The 12,983-nt window shown below is 43.1% G+C and carries 9 protein-coding genes; 6 read left to right on the top strand and 3 right to left on the bottom strand.

Features of this window, described 5'->3' with window-relative positions; all coding sequences use genetic code 11:
- Positions 1–94 precede the first annotated feature (94 nt).
- On the bottom strand, positions 95–1,501 hold the full coding sequence (locus AC27KT_RS16785; RefSeq protein WP_487131870.1) for a mannose-1-phosphate guanylyltransferase/mannose-6-phosphate isomerase: 1,407 nt from the start codon (positions 1,499–1,501) through the stop codon (positions 95–97).
- 213 nt (positions 1,502–1,714) lie between these two features.
- Between AC27KT_RS16785 and AC27KT_RS16780 the strand changes: the two genes are divergently transcribed.
- From AC27KT_RS16780 to AC27KT_RS16770, 3 genes are all read left to right on the top strand, one after another.
- Entirely contained in the window at positions 1,715–4,069 is a 2,355-nt protein-coding gene (locus tag AC27KT_RS16780; protein WP_487131868.1) for an Ig-like domain-containing protein, read from the top strand.
- Positions 4,070–4,567: 498 nt separating this feature from the next.
- Positions 4,568–5,215, top strand: coding sequence for a YkgJ family cysteine cluster protein (locus AC27KT_RS16775; protein WP_487131866.1), 648 nt, complete (start codon positions 4,568–4,570; stop codon positions 5,213–5,215).
- Positions 5,216–5,380: 165 nt separating this feature from the next.
- A complete protein-coding gene (locus AC27KT_RS16770; protein ID WP_487131864.1) occupies positions 5,381–6,043 on the top strand; it encodes a transposase in 663 nt (220 codons plus the stop codon).
- A gap of 17 nt (positions 6,044–6,060) precedes the next feature.
- On the opposite strand, the gene AC27KT_RS16765 is transcribed toward AC27KT_RS16770, so the two are convergent.
- On the bottom strand, positions 6,061–6,951 hold the full coding sequence (locus AC27KT_RS16765) for a LysR family transcriptional regulator (RefSeq protein WP_487131862.1): 891 nt from the start codon (positions 6,949–6,951) through the stop codon (positions 6,061–6,063).
- 218 nt (positions 6,952–7,169) lie between these two features.
- Between AC27KT_RS16765 and AC27KT_RS16760 the strand changes: the two genes are divergently transcribed.
- The 3 genes from AC27KT_RS16760 to AC27KT_RS16750 are packed head-to-tail and all read left to right on the top strand — an operon-like array spanning position 7,170 to position 11,443.
- Complete coding sequence (locus AC27KT_RS16760) at positions 7,170–8,942, top strand: ABC transporter transmembrane domain-containing protein (RefSeq protein ID WP_487131860.1); 1,773 nt, start codon at positions 7,170–7,172, stop codon at positions 8,940–8,942.
- The gene (locus AC27KT_RS16755) at positions 8,943–9,995 is read left to right on the top strand and encodes an HlyD family secretion protein (protein ID WP_039222081.1); all 1,053 of its coding nucleotides are present in this window, start codon (positions 8,943–8,945) and stop codon (positions 9,993–9,995) included.
- Positions 9,989–11,443, top strand: a complete 1,455-nt coding sequence (locus AC27KT_RS16750; protein WP_487131858.1) for a TolC family protein — start codon at positions 9,989–9,991, stop codon at positions 11,441–11,443. The genes AC27KT_RS16755 and AC27KT_RS16750 overlap by 7 nt, the downstream gene beginning before the upstream one ends.
- 134 nt (positions 11,444–11,577) lie before the next feature.
- On the opposite strand, the gene AC27KT_RS16745 is transcribed toward AC27KT_RS16750, so the two are convergent.
- Positions 11,578–12,390: a hypothetical protein gene (locus AC27KT_RS16745; RefSeq protein WP_487131856.1), complete on the bottom strand. Its 813-nt coding sequence runs from the start codon at positions 12,388–12,390 to the stop codon at positions 11,578–11,580.
- Between the last annotated feature and the right edge of the window lie 593 nt (positions 12,391–12,983).

Here is a 12,983-nt window from a genome sequence, read left to right as displayed (position 1 = left end):
GTCAGAGTAAACCACCTGGCTCTATAAACAAAAAAGGGGCAAAGCTTTTAAGCTCGGCCCCTTTTCAGTTTTATGTGCACATAGTTTTGTTCGTTTACTTGTCTGAGCGCCCATATCTATCTGAGAAACGAACGATGTCGTCTTCGCCAAGATAGGCTCCTGATTGAACTTCAATAAGTTCTAGTGGAATTTTACCCGGGTTTTCTAGGGCGTGCACCGCACCAATAGGAATGTAGACCGACTCATTCTCAGTTAGCATCTGGACTTCCTCACCAATAGTGACGTTAGCTGTGCCTGATACCACAACCCAATGTTCTGCTCTATGATGATGCATTTGAACAGATAACTTTTCGCCTGGCTTTACGGTAATGCGCTTTACTTTAAATCGCTCGCCATTATCAATTGAATCGTAACTTCCCCAAGGTCTAAATACTTCACGATGAAACTCAAACTCTGGGCGCTTCTCAGCTTTAAGCTTGTTTACTACTGTTTTGATATGCTCGGCATCTTTTTTATTTGCCACCATAACAGCGTCTTTTGTTTCAACTACTACTACGTCTTCCAAGCCAATCACCGCAACTAAGCTATGCTCGGTATTTACGTAGCTGTTTTTGGTTCCTTCTAGTAACGTATCGCCAGTTGTGACATTGCCATTTTCGTCTTTGTCACCGGTTTCCCACAAAGATGACCAGCTACCAACATCGGACCAACCCGCATCTAGTGTTACCATGGCGGCTTCTGATGTTTTTTCCATTACTGCATAGTCGATAGAGTCACTTGGACATGAGGCAAAGATTGCTTCGTCTATTCGAACAAAGTCGAGATCTTTTTCTGTTTTCTCGATAGCTTTTTTACAGATTGTGTATATATCTGGTGCGTGAGCTTCAAGCGCTTTTAAGAAGGCACTCGCCTTAAACATGAACATACCGCTATTCCAGAAGTATTCCCCTGAATTAACGTATTCGGTAGCGGTAGGCATATCAGGTTTTTCAACAAACTCACTCACATCGAAGCCAATATTTAGTTTGTTGCCAGCTTTAATATAACCATAGCCCGTATGAGGCTGGGTAGGGACAATACCGAATGTAACTAACTTACCTTGTTCAGCTAAAGCCTGAGCTTCTTTTATCTTCGACTGAAATGCATCGCTATCTTGAATTAAGTGATCAGCCGCCAAAACTAGAAGAATTGGATCGTCGCCTCCTTCCATAGCTTGAAATGCTGCCAGTGCTATAGCTGGAGCTGTATTTCTTCCCACTGGCTCTAAAAGTATATCGCTGTTATCGATACTGATCTGACGCATTTGCTCAGCAACTAGGAAGCGGTGCTCTTCATTACAAATTATAGACGGTGGCAATGATTCGATTCCCTCGAGTCTCAGCACAGTGTCTTGAATCATAGTTTTGTCAGAAGTAAGTGACAAAAATTGTTTAGGTAAAGCAGCACGTGACTTTGGCCATAAGCGGCTTCCAGTACCGCCTGCAAGAATAACTGGCTTCACTAGCGTTCCTTGATTTAATAGTAATATTTCTTTGTTCAGTATACTGGGTTATGTAAGAGATAAAAACATTTCAAAATTATTCACTACATGGAGCATAAGCTGCAGAAGATATAACTATTTTCTTAAATAATTTCTTAATTTTTACGCAGACATGGGGTATCGTCTAGTTCAAAGGCATAATAACTAACCAAAAACAGAATAGGGACGTTCGAAATGAATAAAAGCATTATTGCTATTGCCGTTAGTGCAACTCTTCTTGCTGCCTGTGGCAGCTCCGACGACACCAATGAAGCGCCAATACTTACCGCCGATTCCGCGGTAACACTAAATGGTGACGCTGTTTCCATTGATGTACTTGCTAATGATACCGATCCTGAAGGTGATGCACTGACTGTGTCTGCAGTTGGCACGCCAGATGTGGGTGAAGTCGCTATCATCAATAATGAAATTGTTTATACGCCTACAACGGTTGCGATGGGCGAAGTCAGTTTTTCTTATGACGTAACTGATGGTGAAAACACAGTAAGTTCAACGGTTACTATCACTAATCAACAGTCTGTTTCAATTTCAAGTATTGCAACCGATGCGCCTTTAGCCAATGCAGAAGTGACAGCGCTTGATATAGGCGGAAATGTAATTGCTACTGCGCAGGCCGGCGCGGATGGACGTTTCACGCTTCCTATTACGGTAAGCGCTGCGCCCGGCGATTTAACGCTTAATGCTGTGGGAACGGGAGAGCAAGCTCACGTAACGCTCTCATCGCGAGTAGGTGACTTTATTACGATGCGTAACCTTAGCATCGAAAATAATACCGATGAACTTACGAGCGACCTATTTCCTGCAGGCAAGATAACTCATTTAAGCACGGCAATGGATGTGCTTTATACAGAGTATAAAGAGAACGGCGGAGAGGGGAGCTTTGATACATTCGCAAGTGAAGTAGACTTCGATAAGGTTCTAGGCTTGGCCAGCTTTATTAAAGTCCTTGCTGATAATAGCGAGTTCCCGGTTCCTGAAGGTATGAGCACTTTGTCGTTCTTTACTGGAAGCCTAGTCGATGCGCTAAGCACCATCCGAAAGTATGTTGATAGCATGGGACTGTTAAACGAAGACGGTACGTATGACGAGGCTTATATAGAGGCAATTAATGCTGCCCGAGCAGAAACCCTTGAAGATGAAACGTTACAGCAAAATTATGTAAATGCTGATATTGCGGATGCAGTTTTTGCGACTTACTACCACTCAGAGCAGCAAGCTGGCAAGGGCATGACAGCGTATACGTTCAACGTAGACGGTAGCGGCGCAAAAACGTCTGCGGAAAATGCATTCAATATTTATTCGGATGAATTTGAGTGGAGTGTTGTAGACGGAAACCTAGTTATTGACCAGCTTGATCAGTCGCTCAGTGCAAACTTTGTGTTTCTTGATGAAGAAATTTATAGTCGGTTTGATGAACAAACAGTCTACGAGATATCTGATTATGCCTATGAGTATGACATTCGATATTGGGAAACGGAGCGAACCGTAACAACCGAACGTATGGACTTGCTAACACAGGCTGGCGGGCACGCACTTGCTGTGTTAACAACTACTACTGAGCTTTCCCTCACACCGATGGATGACATTCAAGATAAACCTACGTTTACTACCACGTACGAAACTACCAGTAATGTTAAGTACAGCAACACTACTGCATCTACGTTTACCGTAACCGAAGAGGATTTGCTAGCATCACCTTGGGTGTTTGCTTATCAGGGAAGTTACACGTTTGATAAAGAGTACTTAAATGAAGACGAGCGTACCGAGGTTGGTATTTTAAACGACCAGTTTACATTCAAAGAAGATAATACTTTCGTGTCTCTCGTTTATGATGCGCAAGGTACATGGCAGTTAAATGATGGTGTTATCGAAATTGAATTGGAAGGAATGTCATTTTCAGTTACACCATTCAAAGCGCAGAATGATTTTGTGCTGGCGCTTTATGAGTTAGATAACGATGGTGTAGCTATTAAATATACTGGTGATATGCACGCCATAGACTATGCGTTGGCCGAAGATTTCAGCATAGAGAGTTCATTGCCCAACATCTGGATGTTTTCTTATAACGAAGCACTATTCGTAGACGGAACTCCATTGTTCGACGATGTATTTGGCTATTACTTTGAACCTGACGGTACCGCAGGCAGAGTCTATTCTGCTTTTGAAGAGTCATATTTTGTAGGAGATGGTGAGCTTTATAACTTCCAGTGGACTATGGATAGCAACGAGGTCAACATCGTCGGGTTACGCGAGAATAATGCGTTTGTTTTCAACAGAGAATATACCTGGAAATTATTGGGCTCTAAGCAAGAAGGTATTGTTGCAACACTTGAAATGCAATCTAACAAAGTAGATTACACAGATGACTTTAACGAAAATCTTGTGTTTAACATTCTTCCTCGTTTAAGTTTCACCTTTAAATTGAATCTAGAAGAGCAATACCCTGAATTTTGGGAAAATACAGACGTAGGTAGCTTGAATACGCCTGACATTTCTGTGTCTTTTTCTTCGAAGTTGATTACTCGATAGTTTAGCTAAGCAATGGCGCTAGCTCACCAAAGCTAGCGCTAACATATTTAGATTACCAAAATACCCACGCAACTATCAGTTTAAAGCGTTAATCAATCTAACCCCGTAAGCGTGAAAGTGTTCATCCACCATTTTAAAAACGGTTATCGACTAAAATTTTTTTCGTTACAAGCCATACATATCTTTTGTCCCTACTGTGTCCCATATCGCTGTATTGTGCTTATCATCAAAGAGCTTTCACAAAAAACTTCCCAAACATCAAAAATCAAAATAAAATCCGCGCCAATTCAACCCCTGCCATTAAGCCTCAAGCTTACTCACACCCGGCGGGGAAGAGGCATGCTTTAAAATATTAAGTCAGAGTACATTTCTGCCTCCAGTGCTATCTGTTCACTGGTTACTAAAACCAGTAAACAAAGTGTTGAGTTCATGCTACCTACCGTTTAACACAGCGTGAACCTCGTTTCGTTTTAGTTTGCTTTTATTAGCGGAGTCGTTATGAATAGGCTGCGTGAGCTTTCCAGCCAAGTGATGGATGTTTACCAATCTCTTTCTCAAGAGTTCAGCGCATTTCAATCAAGTCAGTCATTAAGCTGTGTTGAGAAATGCGGCGCATGTTGCAATAAACCCGATATTGAAGTGTCGCCTTTAGAAATGCTGCCATTTGCCTTGCATTTGTTTGACACAGGGCAAGCCGAACAAGTATTCGATGAACTTCAAAGTTATAGCGGTTTTGCATGCAAGCAATATCAACGTTTGAGTTTAGACGGTACAGAAGGTTATTGCGGAATTTACGAATACCGCCCCGGGATTTGTCGTATGTTTGGTGCGGCAGGCTATAAAACAAAGTCAGGCGAAGCAACGCTTTCGGTATGCAAACCAATAAAGCAAGCTGTACCTGAAAAATATGCGGCTGCGCTTATCGCTATACAGCCAGCATGGGGTCAGAGTAACAACTCTGACCCCATGTCTATATCAAACAGCAAACCACCAATGATTGCTGAAGGTAGACAAAAGCTGGCGCAACTGGATTACGAGTTAGGCGATAAGCTTATGCCTATAAATGATGCGCTACGCTACATATTAGAAAAAATACTCACGCTAAGTTTCTACTCGCAAAACATAAATGATGGCGTTGCAGCGTAACATGCAGTAAGCATTGGGGTCAGAGTCATGACTCTGACCCCAGTGCTCCACTGACTCCAACAACTTCATTGCTGAACTTTGAGCCTGATTTTTTAGGTACAGGATTGTACTCCGCAAAAGTCCACTTATCATCGATAAGTAATAACGACTAATCGGAGCTATAGTATGGCAAGAAGGAGAAGGATTTCCCCAGCAGGTTTCCCTGTACATGTTATTCAACGCGGCAATAATCGTTCTAATTGCTTTCTAAGTGAAACGGACTTTATTGCTTACGTAAAATGGCTCAATGTCTACGCGAAAAAGTTTAATATACATATACATGCCTGGGTATTGATGACAAATCATGTGCATTTACTTTGCACACCTCAAGAAGATAATAGGGGGGTAAGTGCAATGATGCAGTCAATCGGTCGAATGTATGTAAGAAGATTTAATGCAAAATATGATCGTACCGGAACATTATGGGAAGGGCGTTTTCGATCCTGTGTAGTGGATTCAGAGAAATACCTAATGATTGTGTCACGCTACATTGAGCTCAATCCAGTAAGAGCTGGCCTGGCGAAACACCCAGCTAATTATAAGTGGTCAAGCTATCATCGCAATGCACGTGGTGTTCACACCTCATTATGCACTGAGCACCCAATATATACATCATTAGGCACAGATCCTGAAGCACGGCAAAAGTCTTACAGCGCACTTTTTCATGACGAACTTTCAAATAAAGATATAGAGCGTATTCGAACATACAGTCAAATAGGTAAGGCGCTTGGCTCAGAACAGTTTAAAACGCGACTATATGAAGCATTGGGGTCAGAGTCCCGACTCTGACCCCATAACTCAGAGCGTCACGCTAAAATTTCGCGAGCCGATCCCACGATTGCCTCACTAATTGTGTAGTCGGCACGGCTTTTACCAGTAATGGCGTAGTATCTTTCATTAAGGGTATTGGCGTTACCAATACAGTGCACGCCATACTGTTCTTCAACGTGCTTCGAAATAGCAGAAGGTGCGCAGAATACGCCGAAGTCCTCGCTGCCGAATAACTTCAGCAGCGCGGTATCATCGAACTCGGCAACAATTTTGGGGTAAAGCTGCTCGGTTTCAAGCCAGCTCGTCAGCGCTTGTCGTATTCCAGAGGTATTACCTTGAATAAGCAGCGGCATTTGATTCAAACAGTCGGGGAACTGTAAACCTTCTCCCAGGGGGGATTTAGCAAAAAAGCTCAAAGAACTTTCCCCTAGGAAAAAGCTATTTGCACTAATTTGTGTGCCAGGCGCAATACCTCTGTCTGCCACGATAAAGTCAATAGCGTTAATGGCGAGTTCCTTTAATAAACCATCAAAGCTATCTTCCTTAATGACGTACTTCACCTGCGAGAATTTGCGCATGGTATCGTGCACAAAATCGTAAAAAAGCACTTTTGGAATGCCATTTGTAATACCTATGACGAATTCTTTCGTATTCACTTCATCGTTATTGTTAAGTATTTCAGCCAGTTGGTTACCCTTGTGAAATATTTCACTGGCATACTGATAACTTACTTTACCCCGTGCGTTTAGGTACAGCCGTTTGTTTATTCTGTCGAATAACGAATAGCCCAGCTGACTTTCAAATGTGCTGAGTTGCCCGCTTACCGTTTGCGGGGTAACGTGGAGTAACTTAGCGGCTTTGGCAATGCTGCCTTCGCGGGCCACAAGATAAAAATAATAGAGGTGATGGTAGTTTAGGTGATGCATACTTAATTAAGACGCTAAATACTATTAAATAATAGAGCGGCGATAAAAAGTACTCTGACCCCATTATTCATAATAACAATTATTTTCGATGAACTATTAAGAATATAACAGATTTATTCTAACTAACCATTGAAATACACTATAAGTGTTGTTTCATAGATTCGGTAAACAACGCGTGACTGATTTTTCCAAGCTAGCGGTATATTGAAGACATAACTATGGCTAAACCAATAGATTTACGTAAAACGCGAAAAACACTTTTTTCGTTACTAAGACCTGAGGCTGGCTTTTTTTGGGTTGCTATCGCTTATGGCGTGGCAATCAGTTTGATGACACTGGCAGTACCTATTGCCGTACAAACGCTAATTAATAGTATCGCCAATATTGGCTCTACCCGAGCAGTCATCATACTGGCCGTCATTCTTTTCCTTACTCTGTTTATATCAGGTGTATTCAGCGCCCTTCGTATGCGCGTTATGGAATTTTATGAGCGTAAGGTTTACGCGCGTCTTACCGCCGACTTAGGGCTTAAAACCATCCTTGCCCCGCATAGTTTTTTTGAAGGTCGCCAGAACGTGAGCATTACGCAGCGTTATTTCGACATTATGACGTTTCAAAAGAATATGCCTTCTCTCATGATCGACGGTTTCGCATTGGTATTACAAATGCTGGTGGGCTTCACTTTGGTATCCTTTTACCACCCGGCGTTGTTCGCGTTTAACGTAGTGCTTTTACTTACCATGTATGCGGTATGGAAAATTTGGGGCCGCGGCGCTAAGCGTACCGCCATTGAACTTTCTCACGCTAAATATGATTCAGCGAAATGGCTACACGATATTGCCATCGCTCATGAGTTTTTCAAATCTGCCGATCATGTCGAATACGCCGGCCGCAGCACCGAAGGCTACATAAGCAACTACGTTAAGAAACACAAAAGCCACTTCCACTACACCTTCTCGCAGGTGGTTATGTTCCTACTGATGTATGCCGTAGCAAGTGCGTCATTATTAGGTATAGGTGGTGTGCTTGTTGTACAAGGCGAGCTGTCTATTGGTCAGCTTGTTGCAGCTGAGCTTGTTATGTCAGCCGTATTCTTCGGTTTGTCGCGTTTCACTCAGTACCTTAAATTATATTATGAACTGTACGGTGCCGCCGAGAAGTTGGGGGGGGCTTTGGCTATGCCTCAAGAAGAGCTCAATGCTTCGGAGCATATACCGGCATCGTCTAAACTCGTTTTTAACGATGTAGAGTTAAAACATGGTAATGATTCCTGCAACCTTAATGTGGTGTTTGAACCAGGCACGAAATACTTTGTTACCACTGACAAAAGCTGGGTTCAAAAGCAATTACTTGGTTTGTTAAAGCAATACGACCGCGTTAAGTCAGGCGATATATTGTTGGGGGAGCTTAGCCTAAACGACTACGACACTCATGAACTAAGGCAAGCCGTCACTATCTTAGATCGCTCTTTAATTATTGAAGTATCTATAGAGCGCTATCTAAAACTAGCTCATCCACAGGCTACCATAGCCGATATTCGAGCTGCGCTTGAGGAAGTGGAAATGGCGAAAGTTATCGATAGCTTGCCTGAAGGTTTGCAAACTAAAGTGTCGGTATTAGGTGCGCCTTTGCAGCCGCTTGAGTTCTTACTGCTTAAACTGGCCGCCGCCATTATTGGGAAACCCAAACTTCTTATATTAAACCAGCACTTTGATGCTATACCCACAGAGCTGCGGGCACGATTGCTTAGACGCTTAAGCAAATACGACTTTACTGTAATGTATTTTACCAATATGCCAATACCAGATTGCTTCGAGGGTGTATTGCACTTACACGACAATGCCACCGCCATGTTAAATGAATATACAAACGGTGAGTCGCCGGTTGCCAGCGTAAAAGAAAGTACTAGTGCTATGAATGCCCAGACCAATAGCGCACCAAAGGCTGATGTAAAAAAGAACGATGTGAAAAATAACAAGGAGGACAAGTAAGTGAATAACGCAGAACGTCGCTTTTTAGATAACATTACGTCTTTGCCTGCTTTGAAAGTACCTAAGCTACATCGCGTTATTACTGGTGTAATAATTTTCTTGGTGCTGGCCGCTGGTTTAATACTGTACTTCACCCCTTGGATCCAAACCGCCTACGGCACAGGTATGGTTGACTCACTCGACCCGAAAGACAGAACTCAGCCTATCAATGCCCTTGTCGACGGGCAGGTTAAAAAGTGGCATGTGAGAGAAGGTCAGCAGGTAAAAGCGGGCGAGCCCATCGTCACGCTAATTGATATCGATGCTCAGCGTCTTGAAAAGCTTCAGTCTCAGCTTTCTGCTGCAAATTTGAAAAACCAAGCCAACGAAACCGCGGTAAGAAATGCCGAAAACAACTTGGCGAGGCAAAAGTCACTGCAGGAGCAGGGGCTGGTGTCACGTAAAGAAGTGGAACAAGCCGAAATTAAAGTACAGGAACTAAGGGCAAAAGCTGCAGCGTCGGTATCTGAAATAAACGAAGTAAGTATGACGTTGTCTCGCCAATCTACCCAGACTAAGTTTGCGCCGGTAGACGGCACAGTGGTGCGTTTGCTGTCGGGGGGCGTGTCTACCTTCGTTAAATCAGGTGATATTCTAGGTCAGTTCATTCCTGCCGATGCCAAGCGTAGTGTACGGGTAACGGTAAGAGGTCTAGACGCACCGCTAGTAAAACCTGGCGCGAAGGCACGCCTGCAGTTTGATGGTTGGCCGGTTTTCCAGTTTAGCGGGTGGCCAGGAAGCGCAATAGGAACCTTTGGCGGTGAAGTGGTATATGTAGAGCCGGTCGCCAACGCAACGGGCGATTTTAATGTTTGGATAAAGCCTGACGAGTCAGATATTCCATGGCCAGCTGAAAGCTCTGCTCGCCTAGGTAGCCGGGTCAAAGCATGGGTACTATTAGAAGAAGTACGTTTAGGTTATGAAATGTGGCGACAGTTAAATAACTTCCCACCGCTACCTACACAGCAGCCATCTTCAGGTGGAGCGAAGGGCTCAGGAGCATCAATATGGTAATGCGCAGATTGTTTTTTACTGCAATTGCTTTAGTTACCCACATGGGCGGGAGTGCATCTGACGCATTTTCGCAGACGCAAAATAGCCACCAAGTGCAAACTCAAAGTGCTAGACAGGCGCCAACTATTGAAGCGTTGATTAATAGTATGGTGAATTATCACCCGTACGTGCTGGCAATTAACGAAGGAAACTATCAAGCGGCTGCTGAGCTTGAAATAGCAAGAAGCAGTTTCGACCCCTTCATTGAACAGAAAACGAAAAGCCGGGTATCGGGTTACTACGATGGGACGAACCTCACGCAACGTTTTACAAACCCTATTGAAGATTTTAACGGGGCAGTATTTGGTGAGTACCGTATAGCAGGTGGAGACTTTCCAAGTTATGAGGGTGATTACGATACGCTTTCGGGCGGCGAAGCAAGCGTGGGTATTGCTATGTCGCTGTTACAAAATCGAGAGATAGATAAGCGTAGGACTGAATTGCGTAATGCAGGGCTGGCTACGTCCCAGTGGCAGGCATTAGCCACAAGCTTGATTAACGACTTTGTCTACAAAGGCGTAAGTGAATATATTGCGTGGTACGAAAGTGCATCACAAATTCAAGCGGTTACCGAATTACTCAATACGGCGTCTGAACGTGAAAAAGCGTTGGTTACTCGAGTGGAGAAGGGCGACTTAGCCAGTATTGTGCTTACGGAGTTTAAAGCCAATTTGCTTCAACAGCGCTTAACGCTGGCCGAACTTAAACAAAAGCGCGACATGCACGCGCAAATGCTATCTTTTTACTGGCGTTCACCCAGTGGCGATATGTTAGCAATTAATAGTGAGCAGCCGCCTAGTGAAATAAGCTGGCCCTACTGGGTTGGCAACGGACAACTGGTATCACTTCGCAATGCGCTGCATAACCACCCTGAATTAGACGTAATGAAGTTGGAACAGCAGGTGGTACAAAATAAGGTTGCGCTTGCTGACAATGCATTATTACCAAAGCTTGATCTTACCGCGTCTATTGCTAGAGATGTGGGGGCGGGCTCGGAAACGCTTGAGGGTACAGAAACGAAAGTAGGCTTGTCGTTTTCTTATCCATTGGGCAACAGAAAGGCGAAAGCAGAGCGTGCTCAACTTCAGTCAAAGCAAAGGGAGCTTGCACACAAGCTAACATCCACACAGCAAGCTATTGAACAACGGTTCGAACAAGCCTTAGTGTACTGGTCGCAAGCAAAAGATATTGTGGCATTGCAAAGCGAAAATGCGGCATTAGCAAAAACGTTGTCTAAAGTAGAAAGAACGCGCTTTGACGCAGGTGATAGCGATATGTTTGTATTGAACGCGCGAGCTCAGAACGAAATTAAGGCGAAGATCAAAGAGATTAAAGCTAAGGTCGACTTACTAAAAGCAGAGCTTATGCTTTATAGAGAAGCCGCTATGCTATATTCATTCGAAAGTTAAAGGTTGTTATTAACACAGATTTTTTATGAAAAGTGGAGGGCGAACTCCGCTTGCCATGACTAATAGAGTGATATAAAAAAACGGCGTACTGAGCTAATCAATACGCCGTTATTTATAAACTTAGTTTTTAGGGCTTAATTACCTAATGCACTATTAACGTCGTCCTCGCTCAGTCCGGCAGACATAGCGTACTCTTTTAACTTATCTTGAGAGACGCCTGCGTGTTGTGCAGTATTTAATATACGCATTACTTGTTCACGCTGCTGGGCCGACTCTCTTACAGCTGTTTCAACTACCGTTTCCGCTTCGTTAGGAAATACGGCTAAAAGTGCGTCTACTACATATTCGCCAACAAAAGGTACTGCATTTAGCGCACTAGTCATAATATCGACGATTTTGTTTGGATGCTCTTTAGATAATGTTTGTACAATACTATCTGCCGCATCGGGTTGAGTTAATACAGCTACGCGCACAATCTCATCTAATTCTTCAGGTGTGGACACGGCCGCTGCCTGTACCACAAAGTCAACATAAGTAGGCTCTGCTTTAATGGCTAATTGTACGATGTTAGGGCAGCTACTCACTTCCTTCTCTATAGCCAGCTGAACAATTTCTTCTGTTGAGGAAGGCTGCGCCGAAATGGCTGCAAAGATTATTTCTCGGTATTTGTCAGGATAAGTATCTAGTGCAATGTCTACGATAGACACTATTTCCTGTGGGTAGTGACCAGCAATAGAACTAATTGCACGTCCTACAGACATGGTTTGATCAACTTGACGTTTTAGAAAGGCTGTTTGAAAGCGATTCGACTCTTCAACGGATTTTTCTACGCTCGCTGAAGTGGATGGCTGAATAACTTCATCAGAAGAAGTGTCTTGCGCCATTGCCACGTGACTAACTTGAGAAGCTAGTAGTGCTGCTGATAGCAATGTAAGAGTTCGTAACATAAACCCACCTTTATAATTATTGCGTAGTCAATTTCTGACACCACCAGTATTAATACATTTATAAAGAACACAAAGCATAGGTCTTTTACGCTTATATACATTCTTATACGTATTCCTTTACGCAAGCCTTAATATCTATCGCTAATATTAAGCATTTGTATAATAACGGCAGGATCAAATACTACTTTAAGAACTACTACTTTATAGGATCTGAATTCCCATCCTATTAGTAATTAGTCCATATTGTCTACTAATTATCACATTTGAATGAAAAATAGACGGTTAGTTCAGTTTTTTCATCTTTTTTAAAATAAGTGTTGACGTGAGCGCTCATTTCCCTAAAATGCGCATCCGCTTCGGGGGAAAAGCAAAACAGCAACCCTCTTGAAGTAAGTCTCTACTACCTTTATAGGCCAGTAAAGACGGGAGTTTAGAAGAAACGCTTCAGAAAATAAATTTTCAAAAAGTGTTGACAATAAAAACTTCCAGTGTATAATGCGCACCTCACTCGAACAGGGTGAGTCACTAAGAAGCAACGGCTTCTAGTGAATGTTCTTTAAAAATTTAGACAAGACAATCTGTGTGGGCACTCA

This window comes from Alteromonas sp. 5NW40-0090, assembly GCF_057552975.1.
This window is presented reverse-complemented; position numbering and strand designations above follow the sequence as displayed.